Origin of the sequence: Enterobacter cloacae complex sp. SHL020 (assembly GCF_049236945.1) — a bacterium.
In the GTDB taxonomy this organism is placed as follows: Bacteria; Pseudomonadota; Gammaproteobacteria; order Enterobacterales; family Enterobacteriaceae; genus Enterobacter; species Enterobacter dykesii.
Genome location: NZ_JBMKJF010000002.1, coordinates 470,017 through 493,784 on the forward strand (window position 1 = coordinate 470,017; position 23,768 = coordinate 493,784).

The 23,768-nt window shown below is 59.1% G+C and carries 23 protein-coding genes; 14 read left to right on the top strand and 9 right to left on the bottom strand.

All coding sequences use genetic code 11. The features are described 5' to 3' along the window. Nucleotides 1-3: 3 nt before the first annotated feature. The 4 genes from galT to modE form a co-directional block, all read right to left on the bottom strand. Nucleotides 4-1,050: a galactose-1-phosphate uridylyltransferase gene (galT, locus tag ACOTZB_RS07355; RefSeq protein ID WP_063440600.1), complete on the bottom strand. Its 1,047-nt coding sequence runs from the start codon at nt 1,048-1,050 to the stop codon at nt 4-6. Nucleotides 1,051-1,059: 9 nt separating this feature from the next. Further along, on the bottom strand, nt 1,060-2,076 hold the full coding sequence (gene galE, locus ACOTZB_RS07360; RefSeq protein WP_023334950.1) for a UDP-glucose 4-epimerase GalE: 1,017 nt from the start codon (nt 2,074-2,076) through the stop codon (nt 1,060-1,062). A gap of 201 nt (nt 2,077-2,277) precedes the next feature. Further along, the gene (gene modF / locus ACOTZB_RS07365; protein ID WP_421626797.1) at nt 2,278-3,750 is read right to left on the bottom strand and encodes a molybdate ABC transporter ATP-binding protein ModF; all 1,473 of its coding nucleotides are present in this window, start codon (nt 3,748-3,750) and stop codon (nt 2,278-2,280) included. Nucleotides 3,751-3,817: 67 nt separating this feature from the next. Next, nucleotides 3,818-4,606, bottom strand: a complete 789-nt coding sequence (gene modE, locus ACOTZB_RS07370) for a molybdenum-dependent transcriptional regulator (RefSeq protein ID WP_421626798.1) — start codon at nt 4,604-4,606, stop codon at nt 3,818-3,820. 127 nt (nt 4,607-4,733) lie between these two features. Here modE and ACOTZB_RS07375 point away from each other — a divergent pair, with 127 nt between their 5' ends. The 4 genes from ACOTZB_RS07375 to modC all read left to right on the top strand — a co-directional run bounded on the left by ACOTZB_RS07375 (nt 4,734) and on the right by modC (nt 7,573). Further along, on the top strand, nt 4,734-4,883 hold the full coding sequence (locus ACOTZB_RS07375) for an AcrZ family multidrug efflux pump-associated protein (RefSeq protein WP_023310811.1): 150 nt from the start codon (nt 4,734-4,736) through the stop codon (nt 4,881-4,883). A 166-nt stretch (nt 4,884-5,049) separates the two neighbouring features. Next, nucleotides 5,050-5,823, top strand: a complete 774-nt coding sequence (gene modA, locus ACOTZB_RS07380; RefSeq protein ID WP_193804808.1) for a molybdate ABC transporter substrate-binding protein — start codon at nt 5,050-5,052, stop codon at nt 5,821-5,823. Then, a complete protein-coding gene (modB, locus tag ACOTZB_RS07385) occupies nt 5,823-6,512 on the top strand; it encodes a molybdate ABC transporter permease subunit (protein ID WP_421626799.1) in 690 nt (229 codons plus the stop codon). Before modA ends, modB begins: the two co-directional genes overlap by 1 nt. A gap of 2 nt (nt 6,513-6,514) precedes the next feature. Continuing rightward, nucleotides 6,515-7,573: a molybdenum ABC transporter ATP-binding protein ModC gene (modC, locus tag ACOTZB_RS07390; RefSeq protein ID WP_421626800.1), complete on the top strand. Its 1,059-nt coding sequence runs from the start codon at nt 6,515-6,517 to the stop codon at nt 7,571-7,573. Here the strand turns inward: modC and ACOTZB_RS07395 are convergent, their stop codons facing one another. Beyond that, entirely contained in the window at nt 7,574-8,392 is an 819-nt protein-coding gene (locus tag ACOTZB_RS07395) for a pyridoxal phosphatase (RefSeq protein WP_421626801.1), read from the bottom strand. 140 nt (nt 8,393-8,532) lie between these two features. Between ACOTZB_RS07395 and pgl the strand changes: the two genes are divergently transcribed. Then, nucleotides 8,533-9,528 carry a 6-phosphogluconolactonase gene (gene pgl, locus ACOTZB_RS07400; protein ID WP_045909472.1) on the top strand — a complete coding sequence of 332 codons (996 nt, stop codon included), beginning with the start codon at nt 8,533-8,535 and terminating at the stop codon, nt 9,526-9,528. A gap of 77 nt (nt 9,529-9,605) precedes the next feature. Here the strand turns inward: pgl and ACOTZB_RS07405 are convergent, their stop codons facing one another. Next, on the bottom strand, nt 9,606-10,889 hold the full coding sequence (locus ACOTZB_RS07405) for a putative acyl-CoA thioester hydrolase (RefSeq protein ID WP_033144970.1): 1,284 nt from the start codon (nt 10,887-10,889) through the stop codon (nt 9,606-9,608). 224 nt (nt 10,890-11,113) lie between these two features. Between ACOTZB_RS07405 and hutI the strand changes: the two genes are divergently transcribed. From hutI to hutH, 5 genes are all read left to right on the top strand, one after another. Next, nucleotides 11,114-12,337, top strand: a complete 1,224-nt coding sequence (hutI, locus tag ACOTZB_RS07410) for an imidazolonepropionase (protein ID WP_421626802.1) — start codon at nt 11,114-11,116, stop codon at nt 12,335-12,337. Next, on the top strand, nt 12,334-13,272 hold the full coding sequence (gene hutG, locus ACOTZB_RS07415) for a formimidoylglutamase (RefSeq protein WP_257829257.1): 939 nt from the start codon (nt 12,334-12,336) through the stop codon (nt 13,270-13,272). The genes hutI and hutG overlap by 4 nt, the downstream gene beginning before the upstream one ends. 19 nt (nt 13,273-13,291) lie before the next feature. Beyond that, a complete protein-coding gene (locus tag ACOTZB_RS07420) occupies nt 13,292-14,026 on the top strand; it encodes a histidine utilization repressor (protein ID WP_421626803.1) in 735 nt (244 codons plus the stop codon). Nucleotides 14,027-14,153: 127 nt separating this feature from the next. After that, nucleotides 14,154-15,839 carry a urocanate hydratase gene (gene hutU / locus ACOTZB_RS07425; RefSeq protein WP_032641634.1) on the top strand — a complete coding sequence of 562 codons (1,686 nt, stop codon included), beginning with the start codon at nt 14,154-14,156 and terminating at the stop codon, nt 15,837-15,839. Continuing rightward, nucleotides 15,839-17,359 (top strand): histidine ammonia-lyase, encoded by a 1,521-nt coding sequence (gene hutH / locus ACOTZB_RS07430; protein WP_421626804.1) that lies wholly within the window; start codon nt 15,839-15,841, stop codon nt 17,357-17,359. The genes hutU and hutH overlap by 1 nt, the downstream gene beginning before the upstream one ends. A 102-nt stretch (nt 17,360-17,461) precedes the next feature. Here hutH and ACOTZB_RS07435 read toward each other — a convergent pair whose 3' ends face one another. Both ACOTZB_RS07435 and bioA read right to left on the bottom strand, forming a co-directional pair. Further along, nucleotides 17,462-17,938 carry a kinase inhibitor gene (locus tag ACOTZB_RS07435; protein WP_008501131.1) on the bottom strand — a complete coding sequence of 159 codons (477 nt, stop codon included), beginning with the start codon at nt 17,936-17,938 and terminating at the stop codon, nt 17,462-17,464. 48 nt (nt 17,939-17,986) lie between these two features. Then, on the bottom strand, nt 17,987-19,276 hold the full coding sequence (gene bioA / locus ACOTZB_RS07440) for an adenosylmethionine--8-amino-7-oxononanoate transaminase (protein WP_421626805.1): 1,290 nt from the start codon (nt 19,274-19,276) through the stop codon (nt 17,987-17,989). A gap of 86 nt (nt 19,277-19,362) precedes the next feature. Between bioA and bioB the strand changes: the two genes are divergently transcribed. The 4 genes from bioB to bioD are packed head-to-tail and all read left to right on the top strand — an operon-like array spanning nt 19,363 to nt 22,990. Then, the gene (gene bioB / locus ACOTZB_RS07445) at nt 19,363-20,403 is read left to right on the top strand and encodes a biotin synthase BioB (RefSeq protein WP_108090558.1); all 1,041 of its coding nucleotides are present in this window, start codon (nt 19,363-19,365) and stop codon (nt 20,401-20,403) included. After that, complete coding sequence (bioF, locus tag ACOTZB_RS07450; protein ID WP_421626806.1) at nt 20,400-21,554, top strand: 8-amino-7-oxononanoate synthase; 1,155 nt, start codon at nt 20,400-20,402, stop codon at nt 21,552-21,554. The genes bioB and bioF overlap by 4 nt, the downstream gene beginning before the upstream one ends. Next, nucleotides 21,541-22,296: a malonyl-ACP O-methyltransferase BioC gene (gene bioC / locus ACOTZB_RS07455; RefSeq protein WP_421626807.1), complete on the top strand. Its 756-nt coding sequence runs from the start codon at nt 21,541-21,543 to the stop codon at nt 22,294-22,296. The genes bioF and bioC overlap by 14 nt, the downstream gene beginning before the upstream one ends. Next, nucleotides 22,289-22,990: a dethiobiotin synthase gene (gene bioD, locus ACOTZB_RS07460; protein WP_421626808.1), complete on the top strand. Its 702-nt coding sequence runs from the start codon at nt 22,289-22,291 to the stop codon at nt 22,988-22,990. Before bioC ends, bioD begins: the two co-directional genes overlap by 8 nt. Here bioD and ACOTZB_RS07465 read toward each other — a convergent pair. Beyond that, nucleotides 22,953-23,675, bottom strand: coding sequence for an ABC transporter ATP-binding protein (locus ACOTZB_RS07465; protein WP_421626809.1), 723 nt, complete (start codon nt 23,673-23,675; stop codon nt 22,953-22,955). The genes bioD and ACOTZB_RS07465 overlap by 38 nt on opposite strands. Nucleotides 23,676-23,768: the final 93 nt, after the last annotated feature.

Below are 23,768 nucleotides of genomic sequence, written 5' to 3' on the forward strand. Positions count from 1 at the left end.
TTTTTAGACTCCTGATTCGCGATAGTGGACGTCGCTAACGGCACGCAGACGTTCTGCCGCCTGTTCCGCCGTCAGGTCACGCTGGGTTTCCGCCAGCATTTCATAGCCCACCATAAATTTACGCACCGTTGCAGAGCGCAGCAGCGGCGGATAGAAATGGGCGTGCAGCTGCCAGTGTTGATTCTCTTCGCCGTTAAACGGGGCGCCGTGCCAGCCCATGGAGTACGGGAAGGAGCACTGGAACAGGTTGTCGTAACGGCTGGTGAGCTTTTTCAGCGCCAGGGCAAGGTCGTCGCGCTGCGCGTCGCTGAGATCGGTGATGCGCTGCACGTGTGCTTTCGGCAGCAGCAGCGTTTCAAACGGCCAGGCGGCCCAGTAAGGGACCACGGCCAGCCAGTGTTCGGTTTCCACCACGGTGCGGCTGCCGTCGGCCAGCTCACGCTGGGTATAGTCCACCAGCATCGGCGAACCGTTTTCCGCGAAATACGCTTTCTGCAGACGGTCTTCACGCTCGGCTTCGTTAGGCAGGAAGCTGTTCGCCCAGATCTGGCCGTGCGGGTGCGGGTTTGAGCAGCCCATGGCCGCGCCTTTGTTTTCGAACACCTGCACCCACGGATAGCTCTGCCCCAGCTCTGCGGTTTGCGCCTGCCAGGTGCTGACGACCTCTTTCAGCGCGTCCACGCTCAGCTCGGGCAGCGTTTTGCTGTGATCCGGCGAGAAGCAGATCACGCGACTGGTTCCGCGCGCGCTTTCGCAGCGCATCAGCGGATCGTGGCTTTCCGGCGCGTCCGGCGTGTCGGTCATCAGGGCGGCAAAATCGTTGGTGAACACGAAGGTGCCTTTGTAGTCAGGGTTTTTGTCCCCGGTGACGCGCGTATTGCCCGGACAGAGGAAGCAGTCCGGGTCATGCTGTGGCAGCGTCTGTTTTGCAGGCGTCTCCTGAGCCCCCTGCCAGGGGCGCTTGGCGCGATGCGGGGAGACCAAAATCCATTGCCCGCTTAACGGGTTAAAACGACGATGCGGATGATCGACGGGATTAAATTGCGTCATGACGGATCCTTAGTCCGGATAGCCTTGCGGGTGGCGTGACTGCCAGTGCCAGGTATCCTGTGCCATTTCATCAAGCGTGCGCGTCACACGCCAGTTGAGCTCTTTGTCGGCTTTGGTGGCATCGGCCCAGTAAGCAGGCAGGTCGCCATCACGACGCGGAGCGAAGTGGTAGTTCACCGGCTTACCGCAGGCTTTGCTGAAGGCGTTAACCACGTCCAGCACGCTGCTGCCGACCCCGGCGCCGAGGTTGTAAATATGCACACCCGGTTTGTTGGCCAGCTGCTGCATAGCCGCAACGTGACCGTCGGCCAAATCCATCACGTGGATGTAGTCGCGCACGCCGGTGCCGTCTTCGGTCGGATAGTCATTGCCAAAAATCGCCAGCGAGTCGCGGCGACCCACGGCAACCTGGGCGATATACGGCATCAGGTTGTTCGGGATGCCCTGCGGATCTTCACCCATGTCGCCGGACGGATGCGCGCCGACCGGGTTGAAGTAGCGCAGCAGCGCGATGCTCCACTCCGGCTGCGCTTTTTGCAGGTCGGTCAGGATCTGCTCCACCATCAGCTTGCTTTTGCCGTACGGGCTTTGCGGCGTACCGGTCGGGAAGCTTTCAACGTAAGGGATTTTGGGCTGATCGCCGTAAACGGTGGCGGAGGAGCTAAAAATGAAGTTTTTGACGTTGGCCGCGCGCATGGCGGAGATGAGACGCAGGGTACCGTTGACGTTGTTGTCGTAATACTCGAGCGGCTTCGCAACGGATTCACCGACCGCTTTCAGACCCGCGAAGTGGATCACCGCTTCGATGGCGTGGTCGTGAAGGATCTCGGTCATCAGCGCTTCGTTGCGGATGTCGCCTTCCACGAAAGTCGGTTGTTTACCGCCAAGGCGTTCAATCACCGGCAGCACGCTGCGCTTACTGTTGCACAGGTTGTCGAGGATGATGACGTCGTGACCGTTTTGCAGCAGTTGCACGCAGGTATGACTACCTATGTAACCGCTACCACCTGTTACCAGAACTCGCATATTTCGCTCCATTGGGCTTATGGTATGTAATAACCATAGCATAACAGAGACGCGAAAAGTGTGACATGGGATAAAATAGTGGAATCGTTTACACTCGTTTTCACACTCGCTTTTACAATGAATCCGAGCATTCTAGATCAAAGAGATAGCGATGTATTGATGCAAGTTATCTGAAAAAGAGGAGGGCAGAGCCCTCCACGGTTAATCGACGTTGCTGAGAAGGTAGCGATAGCCCTCACCGTCCGGCACAAACTCCAGCCGATGCGTGATGCAGGCGGGGGCATCTTCGGCATGATGTGAAACGAACAGCAGCTGCGTTTCACCTTCGCTAATCAGCACGTCCACAAAGCGGCGGATAAGCTGTCGATTCAGCGGATCGAGTCCCTGCAGTGGTTCGTCGAGGATCAGAAGCGTAGGGTGTTTCACCAGCGCGCGAACGATCAGGGCCAGGCGCTGCTGCCCCCACGACAGACTATGAAACGGCGCGTCAGCGACCCAGTTGTCCATGCCCAGGATATCCAGCCACTGCTGGGCCAGCTTGTGCTGTTTGTCCGACACAGCCTGATAAATGCCGATGGAATCAAAATACCCGGAAAGGATCACGTTGCGTACCGTGGTACTGACCCGATAGTCCAGATGCAGGCTGCTGCTGACGTAGCCGATATGCTTTTTAATATCCCAGATGGTTTCTCCGCTGCCGCGACGCCGACCAAACAGCGTCAGATCGTTGCTGTAGCCCTGCGAATGATCGCCGGTAATCAGGCTCAGCAACGTGGATTTTCCCGCGCCGTTAGGGCCGACAATCTGCCAGTGTTCGCCGGGATTGACCGTCCAGCTAAGACGGTTAAGGATCGGGCGATCGTCATAAGAGACGGTCCCGTCCCGCAGCACGATGCGCGGCTGGTGGGGATCGAGCGCATGGCGGGCCGAAGGGGCGTCAGGTTCCGGAAGGGTAATTCCGTCAAGTTGTTCACTGTGCGCGAGCTGGGCAATGAGCGCCTGCTTGAGCAGCGCTGTTTTTTCACCGGTCTCGGTCAGGTTACAGTCAGCCAGTACGCCTGCGTGCTGGATAAAGTCCGGAATTTCATCGAAGCGGTTAAGCACCAGCACGAGGGTATATCCCTGCTGATTAAGCGACTCCAGCAGGGCCGCCAGCTGCGCACGGGACTGCACGTCAAGGCCGTCAAACGGCTCGTCAAGGATAAGCAGCTCGGGCTCGCTCATCAGCGCCTGGCAAAGCAGCGTTTTTCGCGTCTCGCCGGTAGAAAGGTATTTAAAGCGTCGGTTCAGCAGGGCGGTGATACCGAACCGTTCTGCCAGACGCAGACAGCGGGCGGGATCTTTCACCTCATCCTGAATAATTTCCGCCGTCGTACGGCCGGTATCTTCTTCACCAGGGCTGAGTAAATCGGTGTTGTTGCGCTGCCACTCGTCGCTTACCAGCTTTTGCAGTTGTTCAAATGACAGGCGCGTCAGGCGAGTAAAGTCCCTCTGGTATTCGCCCTTGAGGAGGGGGAGCTCGCCGGCCAGCGCGCGGGCCAGCGCGGATTTACCGCTGCCGTTAGTGCCGACAAACGCCCAGCTTTCACCCGCGCGTATCGTCAAATCAGCAATCGTCAGCGTTCGGGTATCGCTAAGACGAAACGTGCCTTGCGAAATATGCAATGATGACATGATTTATCCCTGTTTTTGCAGCACCAGATATCAGGGATACGCACTGTCGGCGCGATTGTCAATGCGCTCAACACAATGTGGCGATAATGACCCGGTCCGCGTTGAAATACGCGGTGACGACAGTACCTTCTTCTAAACTGTCCGCTTCGCTAAGCGGTATCGTCGCGCAAAGCGGTTGCCCGTCAGCCAGAGTCATCAGCACTTCGCACTGCGCCTGGCCGCGTTCGATATGGCTAATGGCGCCCTGGAGCTGGTTATCGGCCGCCTTTGCGGCGTCGGGATCGCGCGTGATATTGACCCACGGCGCTTTCAGCAGCACCAGCACCTCTTTACCTTCATCCAGCTCAAGGCGCTCTGCGCTCTGCGCCGTTATGGCGGCTTTCAGACGGGTGGTGCCATCGGCAAGCAGGATCTCAATATGCTGCTGTACCTGAAGGTTGTCGCGCGCCGTCACCGTTCCAAACCACTGGTTACGGGCGCTGGTTTGTAACGAGAAGCGGGAAATGGCGGCCAGCAAGCTGTCCAGCGGAACGTTATCGTCGTCGCTCAACGCATCAAACGCCTTTTGCTGGATCTGGGCCAGCAGATCGTAAAGCTGAATAAGGCGCTGGCCATAACGCGTCACGATCGCACCGCCGCCGCCTTTGCCGCCTGTGGCTCTGTCCACCAGCGGTTGTTCGCTCAGGGTGTTCATTTCGTTGATGGCGTCCCAGGCGCTTTTGTAGCTGATGCCCGCGTTTTTCGCCCCCTGGCTAATTGAGCCCGTTTGTTCTATTTGTTTAAGCAGGGCGATACGTCGCGGATCGGCGAAAAGTTTTTGCTGAAGTCGTAAAGTGAGGAGAATTTCGGCCTGCATAACAGTGTCCTGGCAAAAAGAGCATTGTGACCCAAATGGTGCGGGGCGCAAAGGGTACCGCACAAAAGGGGATGTTTTTCTCACTTTTCAAGGTAGAATGAGCCATTCACAATATCTGGAGAAAACCATGTTAGAGTTGTTGAAAAGTCTGGTATTCGCCGTGATCATGGTACCAGTAGTGATGGCCATCATCCTCGGTGCCATCTACGGCCTGGGTGAAGTGTTCAACGTCTTTTCGAACATTGGTCACAAAGACCAGGCTAAAAAGCAGCATTGATTCCCCACAAAACGCCCGGCCAGTCCGGGCGTTTTGCTCTCAAGATTTCCCCGTTTTCGCCGATATTATTTAAGTTTACCCCTTCAGCGGTACGATTAAACGCTGGGATCTCCCTGACGTTGCCGTTATATTAAGATGTATATAACGCTACTCACAGGAGTTACAAATGGCACGTAAATGGGTACGCCTTTTCGCAGGGGCAACGCTGACGCTTTCACTTACCGGCCATGCGCTGGCGGACGAGGGTAAAATCACGGTCTTTGCCGCGGCCTCGCTGACCAACGCGCTGCAGGATATCGCGGCGGCGTATAAAAAAGAGAAAAACGTCGAGGTGGTCTCCTCATTTGCCTCTTCCTCTACGCTGGCTCGCCAGATAGAAGCGGGCGCACCGGCGGATCTGTTCATCTCGGCTGACCAGAAGTGGATGGATTACGCGGCGGAGAAGAAATCAATTGATGCGACAACCCGCGAAACGCTGCTGGGGAATAGCCTGGTTGTGGTGGCGCCAAAAGCCAGCGCGCAGGCGGACATCACCATCAACAAAGAGACCCACTGGACGAGCCTGCTGAACGGTGGCCGTCTGGCGGTGGGCGACCCGGAGCACGTTCCGGCCGGGATTTATGCCAAAGAAGCGCTGCAAAAGCTGGGTGCATGGGAGACATTGTCGCCGAAGCTGGCCCCGGCGGAAGACGTGCGCGGCGCGCTGGCGTTGGTAGAGCGGAACGAAGCCCCGCTGGGCATTGTGTATGGCTCTGATGCCGTTGCCAGTAAAGGGGTAAAAGTGGTCGCAACGTTCCCGGAAGACTCCCACAAGAAAGTGGAATATCCTGTTGCGATTGTTGATGGACATAAAAATGCGGCCGTGACGGCCTTCCGCGATTATCTGAAGGGGCCGGAAGCGTCCGCAATCTTTAAACGTTACGGATTTACGACTCACTGATGATATTGACCGATCCTGAATGGCAGGCTGTTCTGCTGAGCCTTAAAGTCTCTTCCCTGGCGGTTGCGCTGAGTTTGCCCTTTGGGATCTTCTTTGCCTGGTTACTGGTTCGCTGTCAGTTTCCCGGCAAAACGCTGCTCGACAGCGTGCTTCATCTTCCGCTCGTTTTGCCACCCGTGGTGGTCGGTTACCTGCTGCTGATTTCGATGGGGCGACGCGGTTTTATCGGCGAGAAGCTCTACGACTGGTTTGGGCTGACGTTTGCATTTAGCTGGCGAGGTGCGGTACTGGCGGCCGCAGTGATGTCATTCCCGCTGATGGTCAGAGCGATACGCCTCGCGCTGGAAGGCGTGGACATGAAGCTCGAACAGGCGGCGCGCACGCTGGGCGCCGGGCGCTGGCGTGTCTTTTTCACCATCACGCTCCCGCTAACGCTGCCTGGCATTATTGTCGGGACGGTGCTCGCCTTCGCCCGCTCGCTGGGCGAGTTTGGCGCGACGATCACCTTTGTGTCGAACATTCCCGGCGAGACGCGAACGATTCCGTCGGCCATGTATACCTTGATTCAAACGCCGGGCGGAGAAGGCGCGGCGGCGCGTCTATGCATAATTTCAATTGTGCTGGCGCTGGTATCGCTGATGGTGTCTGAATGGCTGGCGCGGCTCAGCCGCCAGCGGATGGGGAAATAAGCATGCTTGAACTCCATTTCACCCAGACGCTGGGAAACCATACCCTGACGCTTAACGAGACGCTGCCGGCAAGCGGAATCACCGCCATCTTTGGCGTGTCGGGGGCGGGAAAAACGTCGCTGATTAATGCCATCAGCGGTCTGACCCGCCCGCAGTCAGGACGGATTGTATTGAATAACCGCGTCTTAAATGACGTGGAAAATAAGGTGTTTCTTTCACCTGATAAACGCCGCATCGGCTATGTTTTCCAGGACGCGCGCTTATTCCCGCACTACAGCGTGCGCGGCAACCTGCGTTACGGCATGGCGAAAAGCATGGCCGGGCAGTTTGATAAGCTGGTGACGCTTTTAGGGATTGAGCCTCTACTCGACAGGCTGCCATCCTCGCTCTCCGGCGGAGAAAAACAGCGGGTGGCCATTGGCCGCGCGTTGCTGACCGCACCCGAACTGCTGCTGCTCGACGAGCCGCTGGCCTCGCTCGATATTCCGCGTAAACGCGAACTTCTGCCTTATCTACAGCGCCTGGCGCGCGAAATAAATATTCCGATGCTCTACGTCAGCCACTCGCTGGATGAGATCCTGCATCTGGCCGACAAGGTGCTGGTGCTGGAAGAGGGCAGCGTGAAGGCCTTCGGCAACCTGGAAGAGGTGTGGGGCAGCAGCGTAATGCACCCCTGGTTACCCAGGGAACAGCAGAGTAGCATTCTTAAAGTGAGCGTTCTGGAACACCATCCGCACTACGCGATGACCGCCCTGGCGCTGGGCGACCAGCATTTGTGGGTCAATAAGATCGACAAACCGCTACAGTCCGCGCTGCGAATTCGCATCCAGGCGTCGGACGTCTCGCTGGTGCTGCAGCCGCCGCTGCAAACCAGTATTCGAAATATTCTGCGTGCCAAAGTCGCGGAGTGTTTTGATGATAACGGGCAGGTGGAAGTGAAGCTTGAAGTCGGCAGCAGGACGCTCTGGGCGCGCATCAGCCCGTGGGCGAGGGATGAGTTAGGGATCAAACCCGGCCTGTGGCTTTACGCGCAAATTAAGAGCGTCTCGATCACCGCCTGATTACAGCAGGTGGGTGTAAATGTACTGCGCGATGCTGTCGGTGGTGTTGTCACCGATCACCACGTTGGCGCGCGCTTTTACCGCGTCGTCGGCATTGCCCATCGCCACGCCCGTACCGGCGGCTTCCAGCATGCTGATGTCGTTGTAGTTATCACCAAAGGCGATCACATCCTGCATCGACCAGCCTTTTGATTCCACATACTGCGTCAGGCGCTTGCCTTTGCTGTTGCCTTTGCGGGCAATGTCCACCTGGTCATGCCAGGACCATTCGCACTCCAGCCCCAGCGTCTGCTCCACGTGTTTTGCGAAGGTATTCAGTTTGGTAGTGTCTTCATCCGTCAGGGCAAATTTCCAGATAGCCTCAACGTCCTGGGCTGCCTGACGCAGGGAAGTTACCTGAGTAAAAACCGGACGCTGCGCTTCAGGCAGGGACAACGCCCAGTTGCTGGTGCGCACCACATGGCCGGTTGGGCGCTCGTACACCATCGCGTTATCCACGTACATCAGGCCGTGAATGGCATGCTCATCCAGCAGATCAATCAGCTGCAGCGCCTGGGGAACCGGCAGCGGGTCGGAGGCTAAAACCTTTTTTGCCTGATAATCATACAAATAAGTGCCATTACAACAAATTGCAGGTGTATCTAACGCCAGTGCCTGATAAAAAGGGTGAATGGCAACGTGATGTCGACCCGTTACGATAAGGAGTTGATATCCCGCTTCCTGTGCGCGTTTAAGCGCTTCCAGAGAAGAGGGGAGAAGGGTTTTTTGCGGCGTCAGTAAGGTACCGTCTAAATCCAGAGCAATCACACGCGAGGTCATTTGTTTTTCCGGGTTAATATTGAATTTACGTTTTGATGGGATGGTACACCGAGAGGCGAACGCTTCAAAACTCCTGTCGACAATTCAGCATTCACCGTCAAAAGTTAACTACTTTCATGCGCAGTGAGGAGTGAATATTCATGAAACAAACCGTTTATACCGCCAGTCCTGAAAGCCAGCAGATCCACGTCTGGCGTTTAAATACCGAAGGGACACTCACGCTGGTTCAGGTTGTTGATGTGCCAGGTCAGGTGCAACCGATGGTTATCAGCCCGGATAAACGTTTCTTGTACGTGGGTGTGCGCCCGGAGTTTCGCGTGCTGGCCTATCGCATCTCTCCGGACGACGGCGCGCTGACTTACACTGCCGAAGCCCCGTTGCCGGGCAGCCCAACCCATATCTCAACCGATCGTAAAGGCAACTTTGTCTTCAGCGGCTCTTATAACGCGGGTTGCGTCAGCGTAACCCGTCTTGAAGATGGCATTCCGGTCGAAACCGTGGATGTGGTGGAAGGGCTTGAAGGCTGCCACTCGGCGAATATCTCTCCGGATAACCGCACGCTGTGGGTACCTGCGCTGAAGCAGGATCGTATCTGCCTGTTCACCCTGAGCGACGATGGTCACCTGGTGGCGCAGAATCCGGCTGAAGTCACGACGGTAGAAGGTGCAGGCCCGCGTCATATGGTCTTCCATCCGAACCAGCAGTACGCCTACGTGGTTAACGAACTGAACAGCTCTGTGGACGTATGGGAACTGAAAGATCCAAACGGTCAGATTGAGTGCGTGCAGACGCTGGACATGATGCCGTCCGACTTCTCCGACACCCGCTGGGCAGCGGATATCCACATTACGCCAGATGGCCGTCATCTGTACGCCTGTGACCGTACCTCCAGCCTGATTACCGTGTTTAGCGTGTCCGAAGACGGCAGCGTGCTGGCGGTTGAAGGCTTCCAGCCGACGGAAACCCAGCCGCGCGGCTTTAATATCGATCACAGCGGCAAATACCTGATTGCGGCGGGGCAGAAATCCCACCACATCGCGCTGTATGAAATTAAAGGCGAGCAGGGTCTGCTGGAAGAGAAAGGGCGCTACGCCGTAGGCCAGGGGCCGATGTGGGTGGTGGTTAACGCTCACTAAGCGGCTTAAAACAAAAAACCTCGCGAATGCGAGGTTTTTTTATGCCCGGTAAACGCAGCGCCACCGGGCAAAACAGCTTACTGCTTCGGCTCAGCCACCACTTTGCTACCCAGACCGCGGTTGTTGTATTCCCACATGCGGTTGAAGTTAGCGTCGTTCAGGTTGCGTTGCACGTTCCCTTTATCATCCACCGCGCCGGTATTGCCGGAGAATGGACGTTTGGAGATCGCGGCATCAGCCCACGGCTTCGCCATGTTGAAGCCTTCGTTAATCACGCTGTCGCGGATCACGACCTGACCGTTGGTCGCAGAGTCCACGTCCAGGGAGCGTCCCAGCTGCGCCACGCCGTCACCGGCAGCGTTAAAGCGGCTGTTCACGGCCAGGAAGCCGTAGAAGAGGTTAGACTGGGTTGCCGGAGCAAACACGTAACCTTCCTGCTGAGTGCGTGAGTTCACCACGCGGAAATCGGTATTATCAAACACCACCGCGCCGCGACCGGACACCAGATCCACGTCACCTTCAACGTAGCTGTTGGTCACCAGGGTACGGGTCAGGCGGTTATTCTGCAGGGTGTTCTGCACGCCGCTGTTGGTCACGAAGAAGGTGTTCTGACGGCCCAGGATGTTGACGTTATTAATCTGCACCTTATCGCCATCGCTACGCAGCGCAACGGCCTGGTGGCTGCCGGCATCAACGCTGTCGCCCAGGGTATTCTGAATGGTCAGGTTCTGCAGCTGCAGACCGTTATTCTGAGACCAGAATACCGCCGAGCACATCACGCCAATGGTGGCGGAACGCTTGCTCTGACAGTTATCAAACATGTACCACGCCGGCTTGCCCGGCATATATTTACCGGCCGGGTTCACCAGGTGACGCCAGGTGTTGCTGTCGATTTCGGAATCAATCGCCAGGCCAATTTTTACGTCGATCGCTTTTTCGCCTAGACCGTAAAGCGTAATGCTGCCTGGTGCCGCCGGAACATACACGGTGCCTTCATATTCACCCGGCAGGATCGCGATGTACTGGCGAGACGCGCTGTGTTTAGTGATGGCAGCATCAACCGCAGCCTGAATAGAGGTATGCGTTACGCCCTGCGCACCCGCCGGGCCAACCACGAAGTCAGGCTGTTTAGGCAGGTTAATAGAAGACGGTGTCCACGGCGCAGCGTTAGGATCCATCGCCGAGAAGTAGTGCGCACGATCGAAGTTCTTCGCTTCATCAGCGGACAAAATCGGGCGGGAGGCGGTACCGGGCGCAACCTGCTCAGAAGGGCGCTGATCCGGTGGTGTTGAACTGCATGCGGATAAGGTCACGCCAAAGGCGAGTGCTAACGCCAGACGGGAAATCCTGGAAATGTTCAAGGTGAAGCTCCTGGGTATGCAAGTCTTTACGGGATAGACGAAATAGCCTGCTTTTTTATACTAAGTTGAGCGAAACGGGAAGATAAAAAGGGTAAAAGTTGCATTTTTAGCCTGGGGTGGCAGGTAAGTGATCACAAATAAATAACATTTTCCGTTAAGGCGGTTGACAGTAGACGGTGGATGCAAATAAATGTCTATACAACCTAAGACAAGTGGAATGCCCCATGCAGCAGATTCATCCCGACGATGTTATATGGCGAAATGCGCGACTGGCTACGATGGCGCCAGACGTACCTGCGCCTTATGGACTGAAAGAGCAACACGCCCTGGTCGTGCGCGGCCACACTATTCTGGCCGTGATCCCTCAATCTGACATTCCTTCCGGACACCCTCACTGTGTCGATCTTCAGGGACGTCTGGTCACGCCTGGCCTGATTGACTGCCATACCCACCTGGTATTTGGCGGCGACCGCGCGGCGGAGTGGGAGCAGCGTCTTAACGGTGTCTCTTATCAAACCATCAGTGCCCAGGGGGGCGGGATTAACGCTACCGTGACGGCGACGCGCAGCAGCTCAGCCGAAACCTTGCTGAAACTGGCGCAGCAGCGGCTCCAGCGTCTCATGAATGAAGGCGTGACGACCGTTGAAATCAAATCCGGATACGGGCTCAACGCCGAGGCCGAAGAGAAGATGCTGCAGGTTGCCCGCCAGCTGGGCCTCAATAATCCGATTGATATCAGCCCAACGCTGCTGGCGGCCCATGCGGTTCCGCCGGAATACCGGCAGGATCCGGATGCCTACCTCACGCTGGTCTGTGAGCAGATTCTGCCCACGCTGTGGCAAAAAGAGTTATATGAAGCAGTAGACGTGTTTTGTGAAAACGTCGGCTTTACCCCGTCGCAAACCGAGCGACTCTTCAAGGCCGCCGCCGCGCTGGGTATCCCGGTGAAAGGGCATGTCGAACAGCTGTCGAATCAGGGCGGCGCGGCGCTGGTCAGCCAGTATAAGGGCCTTTCCGCCGATCATATCGAATATCTCGACGACGCAGGCGTTCAGGCGATGGCGGAAAGCGGCACGGTTGCCGTCCTGTTGCCGGGGGCGTTCTATTTTCTGCAGGAGCGCCAGCGTCCGCCGGTTGAACAGCTCAGAAAACGCGGTGTTCCGATGGCCGTCGCCACCGACTATAACCCCGGCACCAGCCCGTTTGCGAGCCTGCACCTGGCGATGAACATGGCCTGCGTCCAGTTTGGCCTGACCCCGGAAGAGGCCTGGGCAGGCGTCACGCGCCATGCCGCGCAGGCGCTGGGCCGTGGCGCAACCCACGGACAGCTGCGGGCCGGGTTTGTCGCCGATTTTATCGTCTGGGATGCACATCATCCGGTTGAGATGGTCTACGAGCCGGGACGCAATCCGCTGTATCAACGTATTTTCCGTGGGGAGGCAGTATGAGGTTATGGCGGCCCGTCGCCGAAACCGTCTGGCAGGGGCGCGATGACAGCGCCGAGGCCAGCAGCGCAAAGCGCATTTTTCAGACGATAAAGCAGCAGGGACAGTTCACGCCGCTTTCATCCGGCATTGCGCTGATAGGTTTTGAATGTGATGAAGGGGTAAAACGCAATCAGGGTAGGCCAGGCGCCGTGCAGGCACCGGATATGCTGCGAAAAGCGCTGGCAAATATGGCAAGCCATCAGGGACATGACCGGCTGGCGGATATGGGCTCGGTGTACGTTGAAGGCCACGAGCTGGAAGCGGCACAGCAGGCGTTGAGCGATGCAGTCACGGCCTGTCAGCAGTCCGGGATGCGCACGCTGGTCTTTGGCGGCGGGCACGAAACCGCCTGGGCGCACGGTCGCGGAGTACTGGACGCCTTCCCGAACGAGCGGGTTGTCATTATCAACCTTGATGCCCATCTCGATCTGCGCAAGGCCGACCATGCGACGTCCGGCACCCCGTTTCGCCAGCTGGCGCGCTACTGCGATGAGCGCGGGCGGGAATTTCATTACGCCTGCCTTGGCGTGAGCCGGGCGGCGAACACGCAGGCTTTGTGGGATGAGGCCGAACGCCTGAACGTCACGCTGGTGGAAGACCTCCATTTCAGGCGCGATGCGCTATCCGCCCTGGAAAGGGTGCTGGCGCAGGCCGATCGTATCTATCTGACAATCGACCTGGATGTCCTGCCCGCCAGCGAAATGCCTGCCGTGTCCGCACCGGCTGCGTTAGGCATACCGGCGCTGGATCTTCTCCCGGTTATCGAACAAATCTGCCGTAGCGGTAAGCTCCAGGCCGCCGATCTGGTAGAGTTTAACCCGCAGTACGATCGGGACGGGCAGGGCGCAAAGCTTGCCGCCCGCCTGGCCTGGCAAATTGCTCACTGGTGGGCATAACACTATTCAAGGAGTCACGATGTTTTCACGCTCACCTCTGCCGCAGTCGAGCCCTCCTGCGCCTTTCTACGAAAAGGTGAAGCAGGCAATTAGCGAAAAAATTGCCGCCGGCGTCTGGCGCCCGCACGATCGCATACCTTCGGAGGCCGAGCTGGTGGCGCAGTTTGGTTTTAGCCGGATGACCGTCAACCGGGCGCTGCGCGAACTGACCGACGAAGGGCTTCTGGTGCGCCTGCAGGGCGTGGGGACGTTTGTGGCGGAACCGAAAGGACAGTCGGCCCTGTTTGAAATCCGCAGCATTGCGGACGAGATAGCCGCGCGTAATCATCAGCACCGCTGTGAGGTGCTGGTGCTCGAAGAGACCCTGGCCAGCGCCGAGCAGGCCGCAGAGCTTAACGTCAAGGAGGGAAGCCGCATTTTCCACTCCGTGATGGTGCATTTCGAAAACGATATTCCGGTGCAGATTGAAGATCGCTGCGTGAACGCTGAGCGGATACCGGACTATCTGAACCAGGATTACACCCAGACCACGCCGCATGCCTATCTTTCGCTCGTCGCACCGCTGACGGAAGGGGAGCACATTGTGGAGGCCGTGCGCGCCACGCCGCAGGAGTGCGAAAGGCTGCGCATTAAAGAGCACGATCCGTGCCTGCTGATCCGCCGTCGAACCTGGTCCTCATCGCACATTGTGTCGCATGCCCGGCTGCTTTTCCCGGGGAATCGCTACCGGCTGCAGGGCCACTTCATGTCATAAGTTTTATAAGCGTGATCGCTAACGCAATATAACAAAATTGTATCTTTTTTGTTAAATCCGGCCTTGTGTGTGCTTGTCTATACAAGTATATCTAAATGCATCATCTGTCCCCTATGAGGAGCACACAATGTCGTCAGGTAAATACCGCCAGCAGGACGTCCGCGCCGCGCGCGGCACCACGCTTACCGCCAAAAGCTGGCTCACCGAAGCCCCGCTGCGCATGTTGATGAACAACCTCGACCCTGAGGTGGCGGAAAACCCCCACGAGCTGGTGGTCTACGGCGGCATTGGCCGCGCCGCGCGCAACTGGGAATGCTATGACGCAATTGTAAAATCCCTGACCGAACTCGAACACGACGAAACCCTGCTGGTGCAGTCCGGCAAGCCGGTTGGCGTATTTAAAACGCACAAAAACGCACCGCGCGTGCTGATCGCTAACTCTAACCTCGTGCCGCACTGGGCCACCTGGGAGCACTTCAACGAACTGGACGCGAAAGGGCTGGCGATGTATGGCCAGATGACCGCGGGGAGCTGGATCTACATCGGCAGCCAGGGGATCGTGCAGGGCACCTATGAAACCTTCGTGGAGGCCGGTCGCCAGCACTATAACGGCTCGCTCAAAGGCCGCTGGGTATTGACCGCGGGTCTCGGCGGCATGGGCGGCGCGCAGCCGCTGGCCGCCACGCTTGCCGGCGCGTGCTCGCTCAACATTGAGTGCCAGCAGAGCCGCATTGATTTCCGTCTGCGCACCCGCTACGTCGATGAGCAGGCAACCGATCTGGACGATGCGCTGGCGCGCATCAAAAAATACACTTCCGAAGGCAAAGCGGTGTCGATTGCCCTGTGCGGCAACGCGGCGGACATTCTCCCGCAGCTCGTCGCCCGCGGCGTGCGTCCGGATCTGGTCACCGACCAGACCAGCGCCCATGACCCGCTGCACGGCTATCTGCCAAAAGGCTGGACGTGGGAAGAATATCAGCAAAAAGCGGAAACCGACCCGGAAGGCACGGTGCTTGCCGCGAAACGCTCCATGGCTGAGCACGTCTCCGCCATGCTGGCCTTCAGCCAGATGGGCATTCCGACCTTTGACTACGGCAACAACATCCGCCAGATGGCGAAAGAGATGGGCGTGAATAACGCGTTCGACTTCCCGGGCTTCGTTCCTGCCTATATTCGCCCGCTGTTCTGCCGCGGTATCGGCCCGTTCCGCTGGGTTGCCCTGTCCGGCGACCCGGAGGATATCTACAAAACCGACGCCAAAGTGAAGGAGATCGTCGCCGATGACGAGCATCTTCACCACTGGCTGGACATGGCCCGCGAGCGCATTAACTTCCAGGGCCTGCCGGCGCGTATCTGCTGGGTAGGGCTGGAGTGGCGTCAAAAACTCGGCCTCGCCTTCAACGAAATGGTGCGCAGCGGTGAAGTCTCCGCGCCGATCGTCATCGGCCGCGATCACCTGGACTCCGGCTCCGTCGCCAGCCCGAACCGCGAAACCGAAGCCATGCGCGACGGCTCGGATGCGGTCTCCGACTGGCCGCTGCTGAACGCTCTGTTGAATACCGCCAGCGGCGCGACCTGGGTGTCGCTGCACCACGGCGGCGGCGTGGGGATGGGCTTCTCCCAGCATTCCGGGATGGTCATCGTCTGCGACGGAACCGATGAAGCCGCCGCGCGTATCGCTCGCGTGCTGCACAACGACCCGGCCACCGGCGTGATGCGTCACGCTGATGCGGGTTACGAAATTGCCATTGACTGTGCCAAAGAGCAGGGCCTTAACCTGCCGATGATCCCTGCCACACAAGGAAAGCATTAATGAACGCATTAACACTCACTCCCGGCTCGCTGACGCTCAGGCAGCTGCGTAACGTCTGGCGCAAGCCGGTCACCCTGTCGCTGGATGAAAGCGCCCACGCCGCCATTAACGACAGCGTCGCCTGCGTCGAAGCCATCGTTGCCGAAGGGCGCACCGCCTACGGGATTAACACCGGCTTTGGCCTGCTGGCGCAGACCCGCATCGCCACACACGATCTGGAAAACCTGCAGCGTTCGCTGGTGCTGTCACATGCGGCGGGCGTGGGTCAGCCGCTGGAGGATGAGATTGTCCGTCTGATGATGGTTCTCAAAATCAACAGCCTGGCCCGCGGCTTCTCCGGCATTCGCCTGAGCGTGATTCAGGCGCTGATGGCGCTGGTCAATGCGGAAGTCTATCCGTGGATCCCGGCGAAAGGCTCTGTTGGCGCATCCGGCGATCTTGCGCCGCTGGCGCACATGTCGCTGCTGCTGCTGGGCGAAGGCAAAGCGCGCTGGCAGGGCGAGTGGCTTCCTGCGAAAGAGGCGCTGAAAAAAGCCGGGTTAAACCCGATCACGCTGGCGGCGAAAGAGGGGCTGGCGCTGCTGAACGGCACGCAAGCATCGACTGCTTTCGCGCTGCGCGGCCTGTTTGAAGCGGAAGATCTGTTTGCCTCGGCGGTGGTGTGCGGTGCGCTGACCACCGAAGCCGTGCTGGGCTCGCGTCGCCCGTTCGATGCCCGCATTCACGAGGTGCGCGGTCAGAGCGGGCAGATTGATGCCGCCGCGATGTACCGTCACGTGCTTACCGACACCAGCGAGATCGCGGATTCACACCACAACTGTGAAAAGGTGCAGGATCCGTATTCCCTGCGCTGCCAGCCGCAGGTGATGGGCGCGTGCCTGACGCAGCTGCGCCAGGCGGCGGAGGTGCTGCTGGTGGAGGCCAACGCGGTGTCCGACAACCCGCTGGTATTCGCCCAGGAAAACGAGGTGGTTTCCGGAGGCAACTTCCACGCCGAGCCGGTGGCAATGGCGGCGGATAATATCGCCCTGGCGATTGCCGAAGTTGGCGCGTTGTCCGAGCGCCGCATCGCGCTGATGATGGATAAACATATGTCCCAGCTGCCGCCGTTCCTGGTGCGTAACGGCGGGGTCAACTCGGGCTTTATGATTGCCCAGGTGACCGCGGCGGCGCTGGCGAGCGAGAACAAAGCCCTGTCGCACCCGCACAGCGTGGACAGCCTGCCAACGTCAGCGAACCAGGAAGATCACGTTTCGATGGCACCGGCTGCCGGGCGTCGTCTCTGGGAAATGGCCTCCAACACCCGCGGCGTGCTGGCGGTGGAATGGCTGGCGGCAAGTCAGGGTATCGATCTGCGTGAAGGACTAAAATCGAGCCCGCTGCTGGAGCAGGCGCGTCATGCGCTGCGCGAGCACGTATCGCACTACGATGACGACCGCTTCTTTGCGCCGGATATTGATAAGGCGATGCAGCTTCTGGAAGAGGGGCGGCTGGTGGGGCTGTTACCTTCGGTGCTGTGATTTTTACCCTCACCCTAACCCTCTCCCTGTGGGAGAGGGAATTCCCGGTTTTCTCCCTCTCCCTGTGGGAGAGGGCCGGGGTGAGGGCATCAGCCCGCACTATTATGAATACATCGCCGTAATCGACGCGCTGCCCAGCGAATGGAAATGCACGTTAAACCCCACCATCGCGCCGCTCGCCCCTTCATCGACCTCAATCTTCTCCACATCCAGCGCGTGCACCGTGAAGATATAGCGGTGGGTTTCCCCTTTTGGCGGCGCCGCGCCGCCGTAGCCCGCTTTACCAAAATCGGTGCGCGTCTGAATGGCGCCTTCAGGCAGGGCAACCAGGTCTGAACCGGAACCCTGCGGCAGGACGCGCGTGTCGGCAGGCAGGTTCGCCACAATCCAGTGCCACCAGCCGGAGCCGGTAGGTGCATCCGGGTCGTAGCAGGTCACGACAAAGCTTTTGGTTCCGGCCGGAACCTCGTCCCACGCCAGGTGCGGGGAGATATTGTCTCCCTGATACCCCATGCCGTTGAATACGTGGCGTTCCGGCAGTTTTTCACCGTCGCGCAGATCTTTACTGATGATTTTCATACGGTTTACCCTCGTTGATCGCTCGTTCAGCAAGTGTAATGCATAGGGTTACATCGTGAAATGCGCGGGAATGTTAACGGCTGTTACAACCGCGTCGGTTAATTTACGCAGCTGCTTTGGCGTAATGCTGTACGGCGGCATCAGGTAGATAAGCTTGCCGAAAGGCCGCACCCAGACGCCCTGCTCAACGAAGAAGCGCTGCAGCGCCGCCATATTCACCGGATGGGTGGTTTCAATCACGCCGATGGCGCCCAGCACGCGCACGTCTGCCACGAAATTTGCCCCCGAGGCGGCATTCAGCTCATCTTTCAGCTGCGCTTCAATCTCCGCAACCTGCGTCTGCCACTGGCCGCTTTCCAGAATGGCGAGGCTTTCGCTTGCGACGGCGCAGGCCAACGGGTTGCCCATAAACGTCGGGCCGTGCATAAAGCAGCCCGCCTCGCCGTCGCTGATGGTGTCGGCCACCTGGCGGGTCGTGAGCGTGGCGGAGAGCGTCATGGTGCCGCCGGTCAGCGCTTTACCCAGACACAGAATATCCGGCGCAATGCCTGCATGCTCGCAGGCAAACAGCTTGCCGGTGCGGCCAAAGCCGGTGGCGATCTCATCGGCAATCAGCAAAATGCCCTCGCGGTCGCACATCTTGCGAATACGCCTCAGCCATTCCGGATGGTACATCCGCATTCCGCCTGCGCCCTGCACAATCGGCTCCAGGATCACGGCGGCGATTTCATGGCGATGCGCCGCCATCAGCCGGGCGAAACCGACCATGTCCATCTCGTTCCACTCGCCGTCGAAACGGCTCTGCGGGGCCGGAGCGAACAGGTTTTCCGGCAGATAGCCCTTCCACAGGCTGTGCATCGAGTTGTCCGGATCGCACACCGACATCGCCCCGAAGGTATCCCCGTGATAGCCGTTGCGGAAGGTGAGGAACCGCTGGCGCGTTTCACCTTTCGCGTGCCAGTACTGCAGCGCCATTTTCATCGCCACTTCCACCGCCACGGAGCCGGAATCGGCCAGGAACACGCACTCCAGCGATTCAGGCGTCATCGCCACCAGGCGACGGCATAAATCCACCGCGGGCTGATGGGTGATTCCGCCAAACATCACATGCGACATCTGGTCAATCTGGGCCTTCATCGCCGCATTCAGGCGCGGGTGGTTGTACCCGTGAATGGCCGCCCACCACGAAGACATCCCGTCAACGAGCCGCTCGCCGCTGGCAAGGTGAAGCTCGCAGCCGTGGGCCGAGGCCACCGGATAGACGGGAAGGGGGCGGGTGGTAGAGGTGTAAGGGTGCCAGATATGCTGCTTGTCGAAGGCGAGATCGTCCTGGGTCATAATCGACTTGTAAACCATTTTGAAAAGTTTTAGGTTTACGAGTATAAACCGAACCGAAAATTAACAAAACCCTTTGGAGAAGCCCCATGGCTCACCACGCACGCTGGACGATGTCGCAAGTCACTGAATTATTCAACAAACCTTTCCTTGAGCTAATGTTCGAAGCCCAACAGGTGCATCGTCAGCACTTCGATCCGCGCCATGTTCAGGTCAGCACGCTGCTGTCGATCAAAACCGGTGCCTGTCCTGAAGACTGCAAATATTGCCCGCAGAGCGCGCGCTACAAAACCGGTCTCGAATCCGAACGGCTGATGGAAGTGGAGCAGGTGCTCGACTCAGCCCGCAAGGCGAAAAACGCCGGTTCAACCCGCTTCTGCATGGGCGCGGCGTGGAAGAACCCGCACGATCGCGACATGCCGTATCTGGAGCAGATGGTGAAGGGCGTGAAGGAGATGGGCCTCGAAGCCTGTATGACGCTCGGCACGCTAAACGAGGAGCAGGCGCAGCGCCTCTCCGCGGCGGGGCTGGACTACTACAACCACAACCTCGACACCTCACCGGAGTTTTACGGCAACATCATCACCACGCGTACCTATCAGGAGCGTCTGGACACGCTGGATAAGGTGCGCGACGCGGGGATCAAGGTCTGCTCGGGCGGTATTGTCGGCTTAGGTGAAACGGTGAAAGACCGCGCGGGCCTGCTGCTGCAGCTGGCAAACCTGCCGACCCCGCCGGAAAGCGTGCCGATCAACATGCTGGTGAAGGTCAAGGGGACGCCGCTGGCGGATAACGAGGACGTGGATGCGTTTGATTTTATTCGCACCATTGCGGTGGCGCGCATCATGATGCCGACCTCTTTCGTGCGCCTCTCTGCCGGTCGCGAGCAGATGAACGAGCAGACCCAGGCGATGTGCTTTATGGCCGGAGCCAACTCCATCTTCTACGGCTGCAAGCTGCTGACCACGCCGAACCCGGAAGAGGACAAAGACGTTCAGCTGTTCCGCAAGCTGGGGCTTAACCCGCATCAGACCGAAGTGCTGACGGGCGATAACGAGCAACAGCAGCAGCTGGAGCAGCAGATTTTCAACGCCGACACCGACCAGTTCTACAACGCGGCAGCCGTATGACCTGGCAGGCACGAATAAATACCGCGCTGGACGAACGCCGGGCGGCAGAGGCGTTTCGCGTTCGCAGGGTGGTGGAAAACGGCGCGGGCCGTTTTCTTACCCGTGAAGGCCAGCGGTTCTGCAATTTCTCCAGCAACGACTATCTCGGGCTGAGCCAGCATCCGGCCATTATCCGCGCCTGGCAGCAGGGGGCGGAGCGGTTTGGCGTGGGCAGCGGCGGCTCGGGACACGTCAGCGGATATACCACCGCGCATCAGGCGCTGGAAGAGGCGCTTGCCGACTGGCTCGGATACCCGCGCGCGCTGCTGTTCATCTCCGGCTTTGCCGCCAACCAGGCGGTCATTACCGCGCTCATGGGAAAAGAGGACCGGATTGTCGCCGACCGCCTGAGCCACGCCTCGCTGCTGGAGGCGGCAAATTTAAGCCCGGCGCAGCTGCGCCGCTTTGCCCATAACGATGCGGGGCAGCTTACCGCGCTGCTGGATAAACCCTGCGACGGACAGCAGCTGGCGGTCACCGAAGGCGTGTTCAGCATGGACGGCGACAGCGCGCCGCTTGCCGCGCTGCACGAGGCCGCAAAACGGCAAAACGCCTGGCTGCTGGTCGACGATGCCCACGGCATTGGCGTAATGGGCGACGAAGGTCGCGGCAGCGCGCATCAGCAAAACGTAAAGCCGGAGCTGCTGATCGTCACCTTCGGTAAGGGCTTTGGCGCCAGCGGCGCCGCAGTGCTGTGCAGCGAGTCCGTCGCCGACTATCTGCTGCAGTTTGCCCGACATTTGATCTACAGCACCAGCATGCCCCCCGCGCAGGCCGTGGCGCTGTCTGCGTCGCTGGCGGTAATACGCAGCGCGGAAGGGGACGAACGTCGCCAGCGGCTGGCAGAACATATTGCCCGCTTCCGTCAGGGATTAGCGGCGCTGCCCTTCCACAGCCCCGATTCGCAGAGCGCCATCCAGCCGGTGATTGTCGGCGAAAACGGCCGTGCGCTGGCGCTGGCACAGGCGCTGCGCGAGCGCGGCATGTGGGTGACCGCCATCCGCCCGCCAACGGTCCCGCCGGGTACCGCGCGGCTGCGCTTAACCCTGACGGCGGCGCATGAGGCTCGGGATATCCAGACGCTGCTGGAGGCGCTCCATGACGCCGGTTAATAAGCAGGCCGTCGCGGCGGCATTTGGCCGGGCCGCGCAGAGCTATTCGCAGCACGATGAGCTGCAGCGTTTGAGCGCGCAGGGGCTTCTGACCGCGCTTGGCGAGAACCGTTTTCCGCAGGTGCTGGACGCCGGCTGTGGTCCCGGCAGCAACAGCCGCTACTGGCGCGGGGCGGGAAGCCAGGTTACGGCTATTGACCTTTCAGAGCAGATGCTCGACGAGGCGCGTCAGCGGCAGGCAGCGGATCGCTATCTGCTGGCGGATATCGAGGCGATCCCGCTGGCGGATGCGCAGTTCGATCTGGTCTGGAGCCATCTTGCGGTTCAGTGGTGCAGCAGCCTGCCGCAGGCCCTGCGCGAGCTTTATCGCGTTGCGCGACCGGGGGGGAAGGTGGCCTTTACCACCCTGCTGGAAAGCTCGCTGCCGGAGCTAAATCAGGCGTGGAAAGCGGTGGATGAGCAGCCGCACGCTAACCGCTTTTTATCGCAAGAGCAGGTGACGCAGGCGCTGGCAGGCTGGCGCTATCGCAGCACGGTGCAGACCATCACCCTCAATTTTAGGGATGCGTTGAGCGCGATGCGCTCGCTGAAGGGCATCGGGGCCACGCACCTGCACGCCGGGCGGGAGAAAAAACCGCTGACCCGGGGACAGCTGCAGCGTCTGGAGCTGGCCTGGCCGCAGCAGCGGGGACATTTCCCGCTCTCTTATCAACTTTTTCATGGGATTATCGAACGTGAGTGAACGTTATTTTGTCACCGGAACGGATACGGAAGTGGGAAAAACGGTGGCCAGCTCGGCGCTGCTGCAGGCGGCGCGAAAGCTTGGGAAAAACACCGCCGGATATAAGCCGGTTGCTTCCGGCAGCGAGATGACGGCGGAAGGGTTACGCAATACCGACGCGCTGGCGCTCCAGCGTAACAGCACGCGTGAGCTTGCCTATTCAGCGGTGAATCCGTACACCTTTGCCGAGCCGACCTCGCCGCACATCATCAGCGCTGACGAAGGTCGTCCGATTGATTTCACCGTGCTGTCAGCCGGGTTAAGGACGCTGGAAAGCCAGGCCGACTGGGTGCTAGTGGAAGGCGCAGGCGGCTGGTTTACGCCGCTTTCGGAGACGCAGACGTTTGCTGACTGGGTGCAGGCCGAGCAGCTTCCGGTCATTCTGGTCGTCGGCGTCAGGCTGGGCTGCATCAATCACGCCATGTTGACCGCGCAGGCCGTACAGCAGGCCGGGCTGACGCTGGCGGGCTGGATAGCCAACGACGTGGTTGCGCCGGGGAAACGACACCAGGAGTATCTGGCGACGCTCAGGCGCGTACTTCCCGCCCCGTGCCTCGGGGAAATTCCCTGGCTTGCTGACGGCGCGGAAAATGCCGACACCGGGCGTTATCTCGATCTCAGCGTCTTGCTTCCCGCGACATCCAGTGCGCGATAAGCTCGTCATCCAGCTCGTTAACGTGGCCCTGCGCCACGTTACGCCCGCGATAGAGCATGCAGAAACGGTCCGCAACCCGGCGGATAAACGACAGCTGCTGCTCCGCTAATAGCACCGTCATACCTAACTCCCGGTTTAAGCGCACCAGCAGTTGCCCCAGCTTCTGGGCGAAGCTGTGTCCTGCGCCGTGCAGGGGCTCATCGAGGATCAGCAGGTTCGGGCGGTTCACCAGCGCATTAGCCAGCGCCAGCTGATACTGATCGTCCGGAGAGAGCGTATTGGCGCGGGCCTGTCGCAATGCGTAGAGCGCCGGAAACAGGTCGTAAACGTCACTTTTCGCCTCCGGGTCGGGTTTCCCCATCGCCCGCATGGCGATATGCAGATTCTCCTCAATCGTTAACTGGGAGAAGATCCGCCTGTCCTGCGGGACATAGCCTATCCCCGGTCCTGAGCGCTGTTCTGGCGGCAGGTTAAGCAAATCGCGCGGCGGTGCGCCCGCCTCGTGCCAGATAATGCTGCCGCTTTCAACGGGCACTCTCCCGGCGATGCAATTCATGAGGGTGGTTTTCCCCATCCCCGGTAGGCCAACGACGCCTGTACACATCCCTTGCGGAAAATCCAAATTCACGTTCCATAGCGTATGTTGGCTTCCGTAAAACTGATTCACAGCACGCAGACTCAACATCTTTCTCTCCTTAAAAATGTGTGTAGGTGAGGCTCGGGTTCGAATCTGCAAAACCCCTGCCAGAAACCGAAAAGTGTTCAAAAAAATGGCTTT

Coding starts and splice junctions, on each gene's coding strand:
- galT (WP_063440600.1), bottom strand. CDS start 1,050: ATGACGCAATTTAATCCCGTCGATCATCCGCATCGTCGTTTTAACCCG.
- galE (WP_023334950.1), bottom strand. CDS start 2,076: ATGCGAGTTCTGGTAACAGGTGGTAGCGGTTACATAGGTAGTCATACC.
- modF (WP_421626797.1), bottom strand. CDS start 3,750: ATGTCATCATTGCATATTTCGCAAGGCACGTTTCGTCTTAGCGATACC.
- modE (WP_421626798.1), bottom strand. CDS start 4,606: ATGCAGGCCGAAATTCTCCTCACTTTACGACTTCAGCAAAAACTTTTC.
- ACOTZB_RS07375 (WP_023310811.1), top strand. CDS start 4,734: ATGTTAGAGTTGTTGAAAAGTCTGGTATTCGCCGTGATCATGGTACCA.
- modA (WP_193804808.1), top strand. CDS start 5,050: ATGGCACGTAAATGGGTACGCCTTTTCGCAGGGGCAACGCTGACGCTT.
- modB (WP_421626799.1), top strand. CDS start 5,823: ATGATATTGACCGATCCTGAATGGCAGGCTGTTCTGCTGAGCCTTAAA.
- modC (WP_421626800.1), top strand. CDS start 6,515: ATGCTTGAACTCCATTTCACCCAGACGCTGGGAAACCATACCCTGACG.
- ACOTZB_RS07395 (WP_421626801.1), bottom strand. CDS start 8,392: ATGACCTCGCGTGTGATTGCTCTGGATTTAGACGGTACCTTACTGACG.
- pgl (WP_045909472.1), top strand. CDS start 8,533: ATGAAACAAACCGTTTATACCGCCAGTCCTGAAAGCCAGCAGATCCAC.
- hutI (WP_421626802.1), top strand. CDS start 11,114: ATGCAGCAGATTCATCCCGACGATGTTATATGGCGAAATGCGCGACTG.
- hutG (WP_257829257.1), top strand. CDS start 12,334: ATGAGGTTATGGCGGCCCGTCGCCGAAACCGTCTGGCAGGGGCGCGAT.
- ACOTZB_RS07420 (WP_421626803.1), top strand. CDS start 13,292: ATGTTTTCACGCTCACCTCTGCCGCAGTCGAGCCCTCCTGCGCCTTTC.
- hutU (WP_032641634.1), top strand. CDS start 14,154: ATGTCGTCAGGTAAATACCGCCAGCAGGACGTCCGCGCCGCGCGCGGC.
- hutH (WP_421626804.1), top strand. CDS start 15,839: ATGAACGCATTAACACTCACTCCCGGCTCGCTGACGCTCAGGCAGCTG.
- ACOTZB_RS07435 (WP_008501131.1), bottom strand. CDS start 17,938: ATGAAAATCATCAGTAAAGATCTGCGCGACGGTGAAAAACTGCCGGAA.
- bioA (WP_421626805.1), bottom strand. CDS start 19,276: ATGACCCAGGACGATCTCGCCTTCGACAAGCAGCATATCTGGCACCCT.
- bioB (WP_108090558.1), top strand. CDS start 19,363: ATGGCTCACCACGCACGCTGGACGATGTCGCAAGTCACTGAATTATTC.
- bioF (WP_421626806.1), top strand. CDS start 20,400: ATGACCTGGCAGGCACGAATAAATACCGCGCTGGACGAACGCCGGGCG.
- bioC (WP_421626807.1), top strand. CDS start 21,541: ATGACGCCGGTTAATAAGCAGGCCGTCGCGGCGGCATTTGGCCGGGCC.
- ACOTZB_RS07465 (WP_421626809.1), bottom strand. CDS start 23,675: ATGTTGAGTCTGCGTGCTGTGAATCAGTTTTACGGAAGCCAACATACG.